We start from the raw sequence: 17313 nt of genomic DNA on the forward strand, positions 1-17313 counted from the left end.
GATTTATCCGCCCGCAGCCTTCGCGCAATGACAACGAATGAAGCAATGCTGGCGCTTGCTGTCATCGGGGCGAACCTCACTGCTGGACGGCGCTGATTGGGGCCACAGCAACGAAATTGCGCGCTGTGACAGAGTTCCTGCGCGGTGTGGCCGTGAGCCGAGCCTCATGCGCGGCGAAATTTGTCGATATCTGCATTGATTGCTTTTTCCGCCCGCGCCTCGCGCTTGATGGAACGAATGAACTCCAAAGGGGGTGGTCTGCTGTATGTATACCGCGCCGTCCAGCACGATGCGCAAGCCGGACCCATGAAGCGATACGGGCTGAGGCCGTGGAGCCTGCCAGATATCGCGGGGTCGAGGCCGAAGGGGGCGGCGGAGCCTGCGTAGCCGAACGCGAACGGTAGGTCCAGCGCGATCACTTCTTGCCGGGCCTAGCCTGCACTAATGGGCGAACATATGCTGAACGACTCCGCGCAAATGCAAGGCCGGGAGTTGATCCGGAAGCATACTTGGCACACTATGTTCTAAGGCCGGAAGAGGTTGTCTGAGGACGCACCCCACCTACTGCTTTAAGCCACCAGATCGTTTGCGACTGCGCGGTGGCCCGTACGCCTCCGGCGAAGGCCGCCTTGCGAGAGGAGGGCACGGTAGCGAGGCTGCGCTCTTAGGGTCGTCCTTACGAGCGAAGTTAGCAGCACAGCATGAGCATGTGACGTTATTGACCGGGCCGGAGCGGCGGCGTCGTTGGAGTGAAGCGGATCAGTGCCGGATACTGGCCGCGGCATTCGCGCCCGGGGCCACGGTGGCGGCGGTGGCGCGTCAGTACGATGTCGCGACCAGCCTGATCTATAAGTGGCGCCGCACGGTGAGAGCCCGCGAGACGGACTTTGCCGAAGTTGTCGTGGCTCCCGACGAGCCTGTCGCCGTTTCCCGGCCCGCGGCATCACCAGCGGTGATCGAGCTGGAGGTCGGCGGCAAGGTGCGGCTGCGGAGTCCGCTGACCACGCCGCCAACACTGGCGGCGGCGATGGTGAAGGCGCTGGGCGTTTCATGATCCCGGTCCCGAGCCAGGTGCGGATCTGGTTGGCGGTCGGCCGGACCGGTATGCGTCGCGGGATGCAAGGCCTCGCTCTGCAGGTTCAGGAGACGCTGGGCCGGGACCCGCATGCCGGCGATATTTATATCTTCCGCGGACGCAGCGGCAATCTGATCAAGATTATCTGGCATGATGGGCTCGGCATGTCGCTGTATGCAAAACGGCTCGAGAAGGGCCGGTTTCTCTGGCCGTCGCCGGCGGACGGCACGGTTTCCATATCACCGGCGCAGCTCGCCTACATGCTCGACGGGATCGATTGGCGCAACCCGCGTCACACGTTCCACCCCCCAGCGCGCGGGCTGAGTTTTCTTTGAGTTTGCGCCATTTTCCGCGAGTCAGCGGACGCGTTTTATGGTTCACTCCAAGGCATGGTTGCCACCGCCCAGGATGCTGTTCCGCAGCCGCTCAACCGTCAAGCTGAACGCTATGCCCGCGAAGGCGTACCGCTCAGCCTGTCGACGCTCGCCGATCAGGTCGGCGCCGGCGCCGCGGCGCTGATGCCGCTGTTCTACCCATGTGCTGGCTGCTTCACGTCTGCACGGCGACGATACGACGGTGCCGGTCCTGGCCAAGGGCAAGACCGATACTGGTCGATTATGGACCTATGTGCGCGATGACCGACCGTTCGGCGGCGCCGATCCGCCGGCGGCAGTGTTCTACTATTCCCGCGATCGCCGAGGCGAACATCCTGCGGCCGCATCTCGCCGGCTGGAGCGGCATTCTGCAGGCCGATGCCTTTGGTGGTTACGGCTATCTCTATGCGACGGGTCGTCAGCCGGCGCCTGTTCTGGAGGCCAGCTGCTGGATCCACAGCCGGCGCAAAGTGGTTGAGCTGGCCGATGTCGAAGCGGCGGCGCGCAAGAAGGCACATGGCGAGAAGCCCAACCTGGTCTATCCGCTGGCGGTCGAAGCCGCGAAGCGCATCGATGCCTTGTTCGATATCGAGCGCGCGCCTGTCGCCGGCCCAACGCCACGCCGTGCGCCAAGAGCGGAGCGCGCCGCTGGTCACCGAGCTCGAGCGCTGGATGATCGAGACGCGCGACAAGCTCTCGCGCGGGCACGACCTGACCAAGGCCTTCAACTACATGCTGCGCCGCTGGTCATCCTTCACCGGGTTCCTCGAGGATGGGCGGATCTGCCTATCCAACAATGCTGCCGAGCGAGCCCCTGCGCGGCATCGCTCTCGGCAGAAAGTCCTGGCTGTTCTGCGGTTCCGATCGCGGCGGACAGCGCGCTGCCGTTCTCTACAGCCTGATCGTCAGCGCCAAGATGAACCATATCGACCCGCAGGCCTGGCTCGCCGACGTCCTCGCCCGACTGCCCGCCTATCCGGCCCATCGGATCCATGATTTGCTGCCGTGGAATTGGAGATCCGCAAAATTGCGGACCCAACCAGCTGCACGTCTACACCGTCGAACGTGTCGCCAGGGACCTCGGCGTCAGCGAAGCGCTCATCCACGAACTGACCCTCGGTCTGGAGCCCGAGGACGGCGTCATCTGGGTGTACGGCGCCAATGATGACAACGGGATCTTGGCCTTCACCGATGAAGGCACCGAGGAGCTCAAACTCCTCCTCGAAGAATATCATCGCGTCTCCCCATCGAAAGCTTGACCCCAGCACTCCGGTGCTCAGGTTCTCATGGCCACCGGATACGCACCTCTGCGGTCTTCACCGGACGCGTACGTGGCCCGCGCGAAGCAGAGGGACTTTCGGATCATAGCGCACAGGGCGACGGGGGCGAGGCAAAGATTCGTTTCGCTTCGATAACCACTTTTGTCCCGCCTGGAGGCGTGAAGATCGCAGCGCCAATCCGCAATAACCAACTCGATTGGGATCGTGAGATTGAGTTTGCGCATAAACATAAATCCCGGTATCTGCCTCAAGCGGGAAAGAAAGCCGTGCGAGGATGCGGCATCACGATGGCAGCCGTCCTCAAAGGCTGGCGCACGATCGCCTTCGCGCAGGCCGAAAGGTCCGATCCGCAATCGTCAAAGCTGCGGTCATCAGGCAGGAGCGGGATAACACCTTCGCGATTTACAGCGTCGCGAGCCGCGTGAACCGCTTACCGAACCGGACAACTTTGACTAGCTACCGACACAAAGGCTTCGGGGCAGAGTGCTCACTCAAAGCTGCTGTTTCACTCGGCTATTGATATCTGGAGGCAAATCTTTCCAAATCCGATGCACCGAGGCGGCGATCGTGCGCCCACTAGGCGGACGTCGCAAATGGACATGCGCGCACCAAATGGGCATCAGCGGCGGCTGTCTGCACTGATTTACGAAGTTGTTCCCCGATCCTCGGGCACTCCAGTTTCCCTTGGTTCGACGGGAAGAGAGATTCGGTAGAGCTCCGGAGCGTTACCTTTTGTACCACCGTAGCAAACGAATAGTTTGAAACCCGACACACCCAGCTGCAAAGATTCACCGCTGCAGCGCGAAATGCTCGGCTTTTGCCCTCTTGCCGAAACAGCACCTTCGGTGGCACGCCGGTTGCAGACGAGTCAAGTGGAAGGACCCGTTTGACCTTAGCGGTTTCAGAATCTCCAATCGTAGGACTTCATATGAAATTGGCTAGGACCATCGCAATTAACGAGCCCAACGACCCCACGAATGCGGTTCAGGCAATTGAAGCCTTGTCGCGTCCGCTGCGGATACCACTATCATTCCACCAGCAACGGCTCTGGTTCCTGTCGCATCTGGAGAGCGGCAGTGAGGCATGCCACATCCAACTGGGGCTTCGCGTTCGCGGCCAGCTTGACGAGGTGGCCCTACATTCGGCCTTGAACTGCTTGATGGCGCGTCATGAGGTACTGCGCACCACCTTCGCGGTGGAGGACGGCGAACCGTTCCAACAGATCAGGCCAGTGGACGTTGTGCCGCTTAAACGGGAGTATCTACCGGCCCCAGCGGAGGGGGAGGCAGAGGAGATACTAACTGAGTTAATGCGCTATGAAGGGCAGGCCGGGTTCGATCTGGAAGCCGGGCCGCTGATCCGCGCGCGGCTGGCGCGCTTACGCGAAGATGATCATTTGCTGCTGATCACCATGCATGAGATGGTCTCGGACAGTCAGTCCCGTGAGATCCTGCTACGCGAACTGAGCGAGTTCTACGCTGCGGCTCAAGAGGGCCGCGTAGCGCGGCTGAGGGCACTGCCAGTCCAGTATGCGGACTACTCGATTTGGCAGCGACGTTGGCTGACAGCTGAGGCTTTGGAGCGGCAGTTTAGATACTGGCTTCGAATGCTAAATAGCGCCTCAGCGGTGCCTGAGCTGCCGACCGACGTGCCACGTCCAGTAAAGCAGGAATTTGCAGGCAGCTACGTCGACTTCGTGTTGCACGAGACATTAAATGCAAAGCTGAAGGTGCTGAGCCAGCGTCGTGGAACCACGCTGTTCGTTACGGTGCTAGCGGGCTGGGCAATGGCGCTGGCGCGTTTGTCGGGTCAGGACGAGGTGGTGATTGGCACGCCGTGCCCAGACCGCACCCGGTCAGGAAGCAAGGGGCTGATCGGTTGTTTCTCCCACTGCTTGCCGCTGCGGATCGACCTGTCGGGCGATCCGACGCTGGAGACAGTGCTGGGGCGAGTGAATGCCGCCGTGCTTGGGGCCCTTGATCACCAGGATCTGCCCTTTGAGCAGGCGACGGACGTCGTTGGTCCAATTCGCAAAGGTGCTCAAACCCCAATTGTGCAGGTCATAGTCAAATCAGAAAATACTGTTGGAGAGACGGTGGAACTGCCAGGGCTCGAAATTGTATATTCTGACGCTGGTGATTGTGTCGCGCAATACGATCTGGCTCTTAATATCTTTGAGCTCGGCGAGGCTATTTGTGGCAGGCTAGTTTACCGGACATCGCTGTTTGGGCGGAGCTCCGCCGAGCGGTATGTGGCCTATTTGCAGCAGGCGCTAGGCCAATTGGCGGCCGATCCCGGGCAGCGACTCTGGTCAGCACCACGGCTGGCTAATGAACGTCGATTCCCGATTCAGTCGAATCTAACGGAAGCAGCCTCTCCCCGGGACCGCTCGGCTCACGAGTTGCCTGACTCGGAGGCGGACCGGGTCCCGGAAGTGATTGAACCCGGTGAGTTGAACGCGCTAGGACCCTCCGCGGCACCTCCGACTTGGGCTACTCAAGTACCGCGCACCAACTCGGAGCCGCGAACGCCTACCAGGGTTATCAATTTTATCGAGGGGACGCGTGTCGTTAGCGAGGGCGAACTGCAAAGCAACAGCATCATGCGTTGCCATGTCACAAAGTTTTACCACGAACAGATCATCAACAGCGGTTATTACGAACAGCTGAAGTATATTGTGCAGCCGTCATTCGCTGAATTCAACAGCGGCGGCAACTTGGATACCAGTGGTGAGCAAGATAACACGATATTTCCGGGTTTTCAGCATAAATACGCCCAAACAGGACTAATCATAGCGACAGACCGTTGCGTTTCATATTGTCGCTATTGTCTGAGAAAACGAATTGTCGGCAAAAATTCCGATGAGACAGCAGTTGATTTCGAAAGTATTAGAAAATACATCATGAATCACCCGGAGATTACAAATGTGCTAGTAACAGGAGGTGACCCGTTTGTTCTCAATACGGCAAGTCTGCAAAAATTACTTGGCAATTTGCTGGATATCCCTCATGTCGACTCGATCCGAATAGGCACTAAGGCACTGGCCTATCAGCCCAAGCGCTTCGATGACCCGGATCTGCCGGCGTTGTTTACGCGGATTCATAACGCAGGAAAGGCTGCAGTAATCGTTACGCACTTTGACCACATTGGCGAAATCTCCGCCCTCGCGGAGGCTAAAATTCGGCTCCTGCGGGCACAGGGCGTTCAGTTTCTTAACCAGACTGTGCTTCTCGCGAATGTCAACGATGATCCCGAGATCTTGGCTGCTACTTTCGCCAAGTGCCACCAGATGGGTGTGCGACCGTATTATCTATTTCAAGCCAGGCCGGTGAAAGGCGCATCTCATTTTCAGGTTTCGCTGCGCAGCGGAATAGAGATTGTGCGCGGCATCAACCAACGTCTCAGCGGTATCCAAAAAACATTCAAATACATCATGTCCCACTACACGGGAAAGATCGAGATCCTCGACATTGGAGCAGATGCCCGATTATACATGCGCTACCATCAAAACAATACTTGCGAGAAGATCGGAAAGATCTTCTCTCGGCCTCACCTTGAGGGCGCTTGCTGGTTGGACGACTTGCCTGAAGGTTAGGATTGAGAGGCGCACAACATGAAGTCCTCAAATTCGGAAGGTCCAGAGTAAGCCTCGCTCGAGGTACATGCGTCATCTTCTAAAAACCGGTCTCTTGGTGCGCGATACACAGGATTTAACCAACGGACTATCGGGGTACTGATTTACAGGCGTCTTTGCTCGGCAAGCGTTCAGGCAAAGGCGTTGCCCGCTCTCACCCTAAAGATCGCTCGGCTCATGGGCGGCTAGTCACGAGGAGTATTGCATGAGTTCTCAAGGGATTGCTTCGCACTTCGACCTGTTAAAAAAGCTAAACCCATTGGCCTTCATGGCGATCGAACCGCGAGTTGTTGCAGAACAGTCCGCCCGCCACGACGATCTGGCCAATCTCTCGCGCAACGAATTCACCTCGGAAGGACGCGGGGCGGATTACCTCGATAGCATTCAATTGTCGCTGCTAGCGCGATCCGAAGGTGTGATGGATCTTCTTGGGAAGATGCACCCCAATGGTTGCGAAGGACTTAGTCCATCACTGATTATCTGCGATCTGCTAGCTGGTGACGGATATGTGAACAAGGTAGCTCATCGAATCTTGGGTGAGGTGCGCTGCCCGACGTTCATCAACTCTGATATCTCCCAGTTCATGGTGGACCGCTGCATCCGGGACGGCCTGTTTGCGATCTGGCAAAGTGCGGCCGATCCGTACTGCATTAGAGATGGCTCGGTGGATGGGGTGCTGATGGCTTACGGAACGCATCACATCCCGCGCGCTCTGCGCGCCACCGCTGTTCAGGCATCTGCGCGAATTCTTCGGCCCGGTGGCATCCTTGTTCTTCATGACTTCGAAGAAGGCTCACCCACTGCCCGCTGGTTCGCTGACGTGGTGTCCACTCATTCCGTGACGCCTCACGAATATCCTCATTTTACAGCTGGCGAAGTGCTCGATTTATTCGCTTCTGCGCAGTTCGATCACATAACAGTGCAGCGTATCGCAGACCCGTTTGTTATGGTCGGGGCGAACAAACAAAGTGCTTTGCAACTATTAGCCGAATATGTGGTGAAGATGTATGGTCTGGAAGAACTGCGGTCCGACCCGAAGCGTGTGCTCGAACTTCTTGACAATTATTTCGGGCTCATCGTGACGCCAACCTCTTGCGGTCAGTTCGAAGCGCGTATAACGCGCAATGCCTTGGTCGGGAGCGGGCGACGCTTGTGAAAGATGGTGTCGCTTATCAAAAAGAGGCGAACCTCTTGCTCGTCAGACGGAAGGAGCGCTCGACCACGTTGCTGTCGATCTCCCGGCGAGCTTGGTTTTCTGGCTGATCAAGCCGAGCTTTTGGCGCAGCCAGGGTTCGAGATCGGCGATGATAGCGCGGCTATTTTCCTGACGCATCGCACGGCGTCCTCGGCCGGTCGGCCGCGGATGCCGTCCTCGATCTTACAGAGATCGGCGATCCGTCTCAGCGCCTTCACTGGCGATCGGCGCGCGACCGGCTGCCGCCAGTTCATAGAAGCGTCGGCGCACATGTGCCCAGCAAAAGGCGAGCGTGACACTAAATTGAAATTGGACCACTCGACCGGATCATCGCGAATCTTGGTGTGCTCGATATAAACCTTGTTGAACTCACCGACGGGGTCTGACAAAGAACTTCGATACGCAACATAATTAATCTGCTTCCCTTGCCGCAGGAGTGCCGCCCCCGCCGGGCAAAATATCATGCTGCTAGGGCTAAAGCGAATATTTACGATTGGATATGGTATGACAGGACCTGACCAGGAAGTCCTGTGGCGCGATAGAAGGTGCTCTTGCCCGCTCGGTTTCTATTTCTTTTTCGCCAGCTCAGCTTTCGGCTTGTTCACCCATCTTGCTCCGTTCGGGGTTCGGAACCCATGCATCGCTGCATGCCGCAGCATTTCGATGAGAAATCCAGCGGCTGGAGGAATCGGTGTCTGTGGATCATGGACAAGATAGATCTCGCGTTCGACCGCGGGACTTACCAGCTTTTTTTGGGTAATCTCACAAAACTGCATCATAGGCAGGACAAGGCTAGGCACGACGGATATTCCTAGATCGGCGGATACGAGGCCCGCAACCGTGCCGACGTCCCGAGCCTGTGTGATGGTCCCGAGCTGGATTTCGGCAATTTGCAAAGCGCGATCAACACAAGTGCGAACGCTGCTCAATGGATCGAACGCAACGAAGTCTTCGCCATTTAAGTCGTTCCAGGACACCGTCTCCAATCCCACAAATCTGTGCGATTTCGAGCATATGCACACCAGAGTATCCGCCGCGATCTGCTCACAGATCAGCTGTCCGCTTGCCTTTGGGAAGGATGTGATACCAAAATCAACTTGTCCGTCGCGCACGTAGCGAACAACCTCATCCGCGAAACCGTCCTTCACCGAGATTCTGACGTTGGGTCTGCCTTTCCGGAATTCGGAAATGAATGTCGGAAGCATGATAGACGCAACAGATGAAAGTGCAGCTAGGCTCACGACCCCGTTTAATCCGCTGTGATATAGCTGGAACCGTGACATCGCGCTGTCGAATTCCTCAAGAACACGCCGCGCATTCATCAACAGCTGTTCGCCGGATGCCGTAAGAACCACCCTTCTTGTGGTGCGCTCGAACAGGCGTGTGTCCAGTTCCTCCTCAACCTCCACGATCGTTCGGCTTAAAGCCGATTGCGCGATGTTCAGTGAGCGAGCCGCAGCCGTATACCCGCCACGCTCCGCGACCGCGACGAACGCCCGTAAATGCCTGAGGGTAACATTATTGCTCATTCGCGATTGATCTATACTCAAAACATGTTGGACGCGCAATAGATTTGAGGCGAATGTATCAGGATCAGCGTCTTGAGAGATTGTCCATGAACGAAGTCGTGACGAAGCAAGAAGACCAAGCGTTTCACATTATCTTCAACCGACCCGAACGGATGAATGCCGTCAATGAAGCCCTGTATCAACAGACGTTGGATGCGCTGAACCATGCAGATAAGGACCCCGAGATCCGATGCGTGATCCTGTCCGGAAACGGCCGCGCTTTCTGTGCCGGTGCTGATCTGAAGGTCCACAAATCCGGCGAACGGACGCGCGATGAGCGCGAGGCGTATATTATGCTCGGGCAGCGCGTGTGCGAACGAATTCAGACGATGAAGACGCCAGTCATTGCCGAGGTGCACGGCTATGCTTTAGGCGGCGGGGCGGAAATCGCGACCTCTGCTGACTTTCTTATCATATCCGAGGACGCCCAGCTCGGATTTCCAGAAATTGCCATTGGAACCTATGTGGGGGGAGGTGTGACGCTCCGCCTTCCCAGGCTCATCGGGTTGAGGAATGCCGCCAAACTCTTGCTGCTGGGCGACAGGATAACCGGCGCAGAATGCCTGGAGATTGGCCTGGCAACCGAGGCTCCGGCAGCGCATCAGTTGAAGGAGCGCACGGCGGCGTTAGTGGAGCGGATCGTCAAGAACGCACCATTGTCAATGGCTCGTCTTAAGGCGGCGATCAACTTACCACAAAGCCCCGACAAGCTTTTTCGGGCCGAGGCCGAAGACCTGCTGGCGATCATGGAAACCAGCGATTGGGCAGAAGGCGTCGCCGCCTTCGCGGAACGCCGCTCGCCCCGTTTCGAAGGAAGATAGAAATGACCGTGGGGCACCACAATGAAGCAACGGCCTTGAACGGCGTACTCGCCTATGGCGAGCCGGAATTGCCAGCTCCCACAGGCCGCCAAAATGAAGCGACAGCCTTGAGCCGAGTACTGGAGCCGCATTCTGTAGCGATCATCGGGGCCTCGGCAAACCCTGACAAGCGCGGCTATCAGATCATCAAGGCGCTGAAGAACGCCGGCTACGGCTATCCGATCCTGCCGGTCAATCCTAAAGGAGGGACAATCCTCGAGTTGCCAGTTTTCAGCGACGTCGATGCCCTTCCCGAATGTGTGGACATCGCGGTGATCGTTCGGCCGGCGGAGGAAGTGCCGGATATCCTCATCCAGTGCGGTAAAAAAGGGATCGCCGGCGCAGTGGTTCTGGCGCACGGGTTCCGTGAGCGAGGCGACAAGGGTTCTGCCGCGGAAACGAGATTGCTTGATGCCTTAAAGAAAAGCGGGGTCCGGATTATTGGACCGAATACATCGGGAATGCTGAACTGCACTGTGCAGGCTGACCTCATTGGCCTGCCGGAACTGCCTCCGAGTGGGCCAATCAGTGTTCTAACCCAAAGCGGCAACATGGTGCTTTCGGTCGTCGAAGACAGTCGCTCCATCAATGGCCCCGGCTTCGATGTCATCGCGGGACTCGGTAACCAGACCGATATCGAATATGGCGAATTGATCGAGGAGCTTTCCCGACGTGAAAGCACCCGCTCAATCGCCATCTACAACGAGGGCTTTCTTGACGGCCGCGGATTCCTTGACGCGGCGGCACGCGTGGGGCTGAGCTGCCCGATTGTGATGCTGCGCGGCGGGAGATCCATTGAGGGTCGGAAGGCGGCGCTTTCCCATACAGGTTCGATTGCCGGCGCCGACGAAATCGCCGTAAAGGTGTTGGCGCAAATGGGCGTAACCCTAGTCGATCGTTCGGATGAGTTGTTGCCGGTTGCTGCTCTTCTCGCAACCAGTCCACTTCCTAAACCAAAAACCGGGATTGCGGTTCTGACCGATGGTGGTGGACACGCAACACTCGCCGTTGATGCGTTGTCACGGGCGGGGGTGCCGCTAGCATCCCTCTCGGAAGACACCAAAACCAAGCTGAGAAGTGTCCTCGGCGACGAGGCCAGTGTCGAAAATCCGATTGATGTTGCAAGCGCCGCTGACGCCTATCCCGACGTTTTCCCCGAATGCATCGAAATTCTGGCGTCAGATCCCCAGGTAGGGCTCGTTCTGACAAACGGGTTGTTTGGAGCCTACCACATAAGGTTCGATGAATCTCTGTTGAAAGCAGAGAATTCGGCGGCCGAGCGGATCGTGGCTTTGCGGAAAGCCAGCGGCCTGCCTATGGTTTTTCATAGCTGCTACGGCAATCGCAAGCCGGAGAATCACGACATCTTACGAAACGGCGGCATCCAGATTTTCCCCTCTATCGATTGGGCCGTGACCGGGTCCAAGGCACTGTTTGAAAGGGCTAATTGGCTTTCTAAACAGAATAGCAATGCCGATAGGCTGGCACCGGACGCGCGCCGCGTTTTCGTTCCCAGCGGGCTATCGGCAGAGACGACAGCCCGCGAGATGTTGCAGAAACTGGGCGTGGACACTGGCGAATGGTCGGCGGCAAGCGATGCCGGGGCCGTAAGTTCGGTAGTCTCTAGTTTTGGCAAGCCCTGTGCGGTGAAGGTGGACTCGTCCGTCATCGTGCACAAGTCCGATGTCGGTGGTGTTCGCCTCGGCGTGACGCGAGAGGCGGCGAGCGCCGCCGCGGATGACATCACGAGGGCCATGGCGTCCCAGGCTCCCCCGGTGACGACCTTCGGTTTCATCGTCACGCCGATGGTGGATCACGGCTTGGAGTTGTTCGTGGGTGCCGTCAACGATTCAGTCTTCGGCCCGGTGGTCTTGTTCGGCTCAGGGGGTGTGCTGGTCGAAGCGGTTAAGGACGTGACCTTTCGCGCGGCGCCGCTTTCTCCGGCGGAAGCTTTGGACATGATCAACGAGACGGGTGTTGCGAAGATCCTCGATGGTTTCAGAAACTATCGGCCAGTCGACAAGCGGTCCCTTGCCGAATTTATCTCGTCCGTCTCCCTCGCGGTCATGAGGATGGAAAATCTCTCAGAACTCGACATCAACCCGATCATCGCGAACGAAAGCGGGATCTACCCCGTCGATGTGAGGTTGGTCGGAAAATAAGAGAAGCCTGATGTCTAGCCTAGCAAAAGCACAGATCGTGTCGGCCTTTTTGTCACCGACATTCACGACGGCGGCGCTGACACAGTCCGATTTTACGGCGATCTGATCTTCTTTCTCGAGGCGGAGGCCCGACCCGAATGGTTGAATTCGTTCGCATCGCCGAGATGGGGCCGCGCGACGGCCTACAGAATGAGAAGCGGCTCGTGCCGACCGCCGAGAAGATCCGGCTCGTCGACTTGCTGTCCGACTGCGGCTTCCAAATGATCGAAGCGACCTCCTTCGTGTCGCCGAGATGGGTGCCGCAGATGGCTGATGCGGCGGAGGTTATGGCCGGCATCCGTCGTGCGCCCGGCGCCGTCTATGCGGTGCTGGTGCCCAACATGAAGGGCTACGAGGCCGCGCGGGCGGCGAAGGCTGGCGAAGTCGCCGTGTTCGCGTCAGCCTCCGAAACTTTTAGCCGCAGGAACATTAACTGCTCGATTGCCGAAAGCCTCGAGCGTTTCCGCCCTGTGCTCGCCGCGGCTGCCGCCGACGGCATTCCGGTGCGAGGCTATGTCTCCTGCATCACCGACTGCTCTTACGAAGGACCGATACAGCCGGCTGCCGCTGTGAAGGTTGTGACCGAACTCCTTGATATGGGCTGCTATGAGATTTCGCTGGGCGACACCACGGGCCAAGGAACGCCCGCAACCATCGCGGCCATGCTCGATGCTGTGTTGGAAGCGGTGCCGGCCGGGAGACTTGCTGGACATTATCATGACACTGGGGGCCGCGCCCTCGATAACATTCTGGTAAGCTTGGAGAAGGGCCTACGCACCTTTGACGCTGCGGTTGGCGGACTTGGCGGCTGCCCCTTCGCCGTGGGAGCAAACGGCAATGTCGATACCCTCGCCGTCGCGGCAATGCTAGCGGGCCGGGGCTATGAGACCTGCCTCGACATGGAGCGATTGGAGGAGGTGGCCCGCTTCGCGGGCAGCCTTAGAGAGGAGCGGCCATGATCTTCGACACTATCTGCATCATGACCGACGAGATCGGCGTCGCTACGTTGACCCTCGTCCGCCCGGACAAGCACAACGCTATGTCGGGACAGATGATCGCCGAACTTGCGGGCGCCGCCGAACTGCTCGCCAATGACGACAATGTGCGAGCGGTGGTGCTGACGGGCGAAGGCGACAGCTTCTGTGCGGGCGCCGATCTCGCCTGGATGCGGGCGCAGGCCTCCGCCGCGCGTGACGAGCGAATCGCCGAGGCCATGAAGCTGGCGCTGGCTCTTCGCGCGCTCAACGAATTACCCAAACCCCTGATCGGCCGCATCAACGGCCAGGCATTCGGTGGCGGTCTCGGCCTGATGAGCGTCTGCGACGTTGCGGTGGCCGTCGACACCGCTAGGTTCGGTTTCACCGAGGTCCGGTTAGGACTCATCCCTGCTACGATTTCTCCTTATGTTCTGGCTCGGATGGGAGAAGGCCGGGCGCGGCGGGTCTTCATGTCAGGCAGGATAATCGACGCCAAATGAAGCCCGCGACCTCGGACTGGTTTCCCGGGTCGTGCCGCCGATCGACTTGGAGGCGGCGGTCGAGGCTGAGGTCCGGCCCTATCTCTCGGCCTCGCCGCGGGCGGTCGCCGCCGCCAAGGCGCTTGTGCGCCGACTTGGGTCGGAAATCGACGACGCAGTGATCGGCGAGACGGTCGCTCTGCTGGCCGATGTATGGGAAACGACCGACGCCGCTGACGGAATCGCGGCCTTCTCCGATCGCCGCAGACCGCGTTGGCAGGCGTGAGGCCGGCCGGGAGCCGTTCGTTGGTCGTCGCTCCAAGTAGATTTGTGCCTAAATGAACTCCCTCAGGGAACGCATTCTGAGCGCTGAATGAGGATGGATCTCGTCGTACAACTCGACCATGGAACGCCCGCAGATCGATGTTGATCGCGAACTTCTTTATCCATGGCATCCCTGGGCTGACCGGCAGGTCTTTCTCCATGCGGTCGATCAAGAAGGGTGACCTGGCGGTGTTCCGCTGCACCCTTTCTGGCCCACCGGTGGCTGGAAATACCGGGGTGGTTATTCGATCGGAGGGTCACCGCGAACAGCCGCATGACGACTGCTCCGCTTGTCAACTTGCCGCGATAGGCGCCCGGCGATCCTCCTCCGGGGCTGCTGTCCCATCTCAATCGCCGGAGAATGGCGCAGCATTGGACTCCGACGGTTCGAGCCGGAAGACAGGCGGCAGTTCTCCCATGTGAAGCGTCCGGCCAGATGTGTTCAAGCTGCGCGTCACGTACCAAGTCCGCGCTTGCTGCCGCTGCTGTGCTGACCACGTGCCATTTTCCCGTCGCGACAGCAACGCATTCCAGTCGCTGACTCAAAGGCGAAAACGCGCATCTGACAGATGCCTTGCGCTCAGGTAAGACAGGTCGCGGTCGCGGTCCTACCCAGGCTTTTCACCACCCTGAGTTCATCTGAAAACCAGATGATCACAATACACAAACTGAATTTGACCTAGCCCTCCTGGAAGCTGAACATCGGCCAACAAAAAACGCAATTTGGGAAACGTTCAGATGCACAGCGTTGAGTCCTTCCGTGATTTGCAGCGCGAAGCAACGGAGTGGCGACGCTACCTCCATGAAAATCCAGAGCTCGACTATCGGGAACACAACACAGCGAAGTTCGTGATCGATAAACTGGCATCGTTCGGGATCAATCATATCGAAACGGGGATAGCTGAGACCGGCATCGTCGCACTTATTCAGGGGCAAGGGGGAGATGGACCGACGATCGGATTGAGAGCGGACATGGATGCCCTGCCAATCGTTGAGGCGTCAGGCAAATCCTGGTCCTCGAAAAACCCAGGCATAATGCATGCATGCGGCCACGACGGTCATACAGCTATGTTGCTGGGTGCTGCGAAACATCTTGCGAGTACGCGCAACTTCAGGGGATCCGTCGCCTTAATCTTTCAGCCGGCAGAAGAAGTAGAATTTCCGACGGGAGCTCAAAGGATGGTCCAGGAAGGCATTATGGACCGTTTCGACATATCCCAGGTTTTCGGCATGCATAACTTGCCAGGCATGGAAATTGGCAAATTCGCCATCTGCGATGGTCCTATCATGGGCTCGCAGGACGACTTCGACATTGTTGTGAAGGGCAGGGGCGGCCATGCGGCTTACCCACATAGAACTATCGATCCCGTCACCATAGCAGCACAGATTATCGTCGGCCTACAAATCTTAATCTCTCGCAAAACCGACCCCATGGAGTCTCTGGTGATTTCCGTCACCAAGCTGAAGGCCGCACAGGCTTACAACATCATTCCCGATCAAGTTGAAATTGCCGGAACGGTCAGAACTCTCGTGCCAGCCCTGCGAGACTTCGCCGAACAAGAGATTGCGGCAGCCGCACAGGGCATTGCGCGCGGCTTCGGCGCGGATATCGAATTCAAATACCGTCGCTCCGTTCCGGTCACTGTCAACTGCACGGAGGAAACTACTTTAGCGGCTAAGGCGGCACGCGACCTAGTCGGGCCTGCATCGGTGAATCATAAGATGAAGCCACGTATAGGTGCGGAGGACTTTGCCTATATGCTTGAGAAGCGGCCAGGTAGTTTTATCTTCCTTGGGAATGGACCTACCGCTCTTCTGCATCACCCCGCCTATGACTTCAATGACGAAGCCTTGCCTTATGGGATAGGCTATTGGGTAAATGTGGTCGAGACAGTGTTGCCTATGTGAGCTCGACTGTCCCCACCAGTTTGCGTGCGAACTCGTATTCAGAAGAAAAGTCATGAGTATAAAAATACCTCACGCTCCTACGCGCTGAGGACCGACCGCTTCTGAAAACTACTCCGTTTGCTACATCAGATAGTTTCGTTGGTTACGGTTGCCTGAGCCAGCGGACAGCCAGCGTGACGGCCGCAGATATCACTATCAACAACGAAGCGGCGGGGATCTTATGGATCGCCAATGCGCTAACTTCTGGAGCGTGTTGTAGGCGCTGCCAGAGCGGAATAGGAGAGACTGAATGAAAGTTCTCGTCCCGGTGAAGCGGGTTGTGGATGCGAACGTCAAGGTTCGCGTGAAGGCTGATGGTTCGGCGGTGGAGCTGGCCAACGTCAAGATGGCGATGAATCCCTTTGACGAAATCGCGGTGGAAGAAGCAATCCGGCTGAAGGAAGCCGGCAAGGCCGAAGAAATCATCGTCGTCTCGATCGGCCCGCAGCAGGCGCAGGAAACACTGCGCACCGCGCTCGCCATGGGCGCCGACCGCGCCATCCTGGTCAAGACCGACGAACAGACCGAGCCGCTCGGCGTCGCCAAGGTGCTGAAAGGCGTCGTCGACGCCGAGCAGCCCGGCCTCGTCATTCTCGGCAAGCAGGCGATCGACGACGACTCCAACCAGACCGGCCAGATGCTGGCGGCACTGCTTGGCTGGGCGCAGGGCACCTTCGCTTCCAAGATCGTGCTCGACGGCGACAAGGCCAAGGTGACGTGCGAGGTCGACGGCGGCCTGCAGACCGTGGAACTGAAGATGCCGGTGATCGTCACCGCCGACCTTCGCCTCAACCAGCCGCGCTATGCCTCGCTGCCCAACATCATGAAGGCCAAGAAGAAGCAGCTCGACGAGAAGAGCCCGGCCGACTACGGCGCCGACGTCAAGCCGCGGCTGAAGGTCATCAAGACCGAGGAGCCGAGTGGCCGCAAGGCAGGCGTCAAGGTCAAGTCGGTGGCCGAACTGGTCGACAAGCTCAAGAACGAAGCCGGCGTGTTGTAAGCGATCGGGAAAGGAACAGACAAATGGCAATTCTCCTCATCGCAGAACACGACAACGCAACGCTTTCCGACCAGACCGCCAAGGCGCTGTCGGCGGCGCTGCAGATCGGCTCGGACGTGCATGTGCTGGTTGCCGGCAAGGGCGCCAAGCCGGCAGCCGACGCTGCCGCCAAGCTCAAGGGCGTGAGCAAGGTGCTGCTGGCCGAGGCCGACGAACTTGCCGAGCGCCTGGCCGAGCCGACGGCAGCACTGGTCGTGTCGTTGGCAGGCGCTTACGACACCATCATCGCGCCGGCGACCTCGTCGGGCAAGAATGTCGCGCCGCGCGTCGCAGCGCTGCTCGATGTCGCGCAGGTGTCCGAGATCATCGAAGTCGTATCGCCCGACACCTTCAAGCGGC

General features: G+C 58.5%; 11 protein-coding genes and 4 pseudogenes. 13 read left to right on the forward strand and 2 right to left on the reverse strand.

Annotated elements, in window-relative coordinates:
* Positions 1 to 709: 709 nt before the first annotated feature.
* The 6 genes and pseudogenes from NP503_RS32960 (at position 710) to NP503_RS32985 (ending at position 7519) form a co-directional block, all read left to right on the forward strand.
* The gene (locus tag NP503_RS32960; RefSeq protein WP_236383542.1) at positions 710 to 1054 is read left to right on the forward strand and encodes a transposase; all 345 of its coding nucleotides are present in this window, start codon (positions 710 to 712) and stop codon (positions 1052 to 1054) included.
* Positions 1051 to 1410 carry an IS66 family insertion sequence element accessory protein TnpB gene (gene tnpB, locus NP503_RS32965; protein WP_127266832.1) on the forward strand — a complete coding sequence of 120 codons (360 nt, stop codon included), beginning with the start codon at positions 1051 to 1053 and terminating at the stop codon, positions 1408 to 1410. Before NP503_RS32960 ends, tnpB begins: the two co-directional genes overlap by 4 nt.
* 84 nt (positions 1411 to 1494) lie before the next feature.
* Positions 1495 to 2494, forward strand: a pseudogene (locus NP503_RS32970) (IS66 family transposase); the annotation flags it as partial.
* On the forward strand, positions 2442 to 2708 hold the full coding sequence (locus NP503_RS32975; protein WP_127266833.1) for a hypothetical protein: 267 nt from the start codon (positions 2442 to 2444) through the stop codon (positions 2706 to 2708). The pseudogene NP503_RS32970 and the gene NP503_RS32975, both read left to right, overlap by 53 nt.
* Before the next feature lie 949 nt (positions 2709 to 3657).
* Positions 3658 to 6324, forward strand: coding sequence for a condensation domain-containing protein (locus NP503_RS32980; protein ID WP_127266834.1), 2667 nt, complete (start codon positions 3658 to 3660; stop codon positions 6322 to 6324).
* 244 nt (positions 6325 to 6568) lie between these two features.
* Complete coding sequence (locus NP503_RS32985; RefSeq protein ID WP_127266835.1) at positions 6569 to 7519, forward strand: class I SAM-dependent methyltransferase; 951 nt, start codon at positions 6569 to 6571, stop codon at positions 7517 to 7519.
* An 84-nt stretch (positions 7520 to 7603) separates the two neighbouring features.
* Here NP503_RS32985 and NP503_RS32990 read toward each other — a convergent pair.
* Positions 7604 to 7858, reverse strand: a pseudogene (locus tag NP503_RS32990) (transposase); the annotation flags it as partial.
* A gap of 266 nt (positions 7859 to 8124) precedes the next feature.
* Complete coding sequence (locus tag NP503_RS32995; protein WP_127266836.1) at positions 8125 to 9087, reverse strand: LysR family transcriptional regulator; 963 nt, start codon at positions 9085 to 9087, stop codon at positions 8125 to 8127.
* 86 nt (positions 9088 to 9173) lie between these two features.
* Here NP503_RS32995 and NP503_RS33000 point away from each other — a divergent pair, with 86 nt between their 5' ends.
* The 7 genes and pseudogenes from NP503_RS33000 to NP503_RS33030 all read left to right on the forward strand — a co-directional run.
* Positions 9174 to 9947 (forward strand): enoyl-CoA hydratase/isomerase family protein, encoded by a 774-nt coding sequence (locus NP503_RS33000; RefSeq protein WP_127266837.1) that lies wholly within the window; start codon positions 9174 to 9176, stop codon positions 9945 to 9947.
* Positions 9948 to 9949: 2 nt separating this feature from the next.
* On the forward strand, positions 9950 to 12148 hold the full coding sequence (locus NP503_RS33005) for an acetate--CoA ligase family protein (RefSeq protein WP_127266838.1): 2199 nt from the start codon (positions 9950 to 9952) through the stop codon (positions 12146 to 12148).
* 137 nt (positions 12149 to 12285) lie between these two features.
* Positions 12286 to 13146, forward strand: a complete 861-nt coding sequence (locus NP503_RS33010) for a hydroxymethylglutaryl-CoA lyase (protein ID WP_127266839.1) — start codon at positions 12286 to 12288, stop codon at positions 13144 to 13146.
* Positions 13143 to 13929: pseudogene (locus NP503_RS33015) on the forward strand (crotonase/enoyl-CoA hydratase family protein). The gene NP503_RS33010 and the pseudogene NP503_RS33015 overlap by 4 nt, the downstream one beginning before the upstream one ends.
* A 776-nt stretch (positions 13930 to 14705) precedes the next feature.
* The gene (locus NP503_RS33020; RefSeq protein ID WP_127270769.1) at positions 14706 to 15875 is read left to right on the forward strand and encodes a M20 aminoacylase family protein; all 1170 of its coding nucleotides are present in this window, start codon (positions 14706 to 14708) and stop codon (positions 15873 to 15875) included.
* Between the two features lie 289 nt (positions 15876 to 16164).
* Positions 16165 to 16914, forward strand: coding sequence for an electron transfer flavoprotein subunit beta/FixA family protein (locus NP503_RS33025; RefSeq protein ID WP_127271195.1), 750 nt, complete (start codon positions 16165 to 16167; stop codon positions 16912 to 16914).
* 23 nt (positions 16915 to 16937) lie between these two features.
* Positions 16938 to 17313, forward strand: a pseudogene (locus NP503_RS33030) (electron transfer flavoprotein subunit alpha/FixB family protein); the annotation flags it as partial.

It is taken from the genome of Mesorhizobium sp. SEMIA396 (assembly GCF_024518615.1).
Classification (GTDB): domain Bacteria; phylum Pseudomonadota; class Alphaproteobacteria; order Rhizobiales; family Rhizobiaceae; genus Mesorhizobium.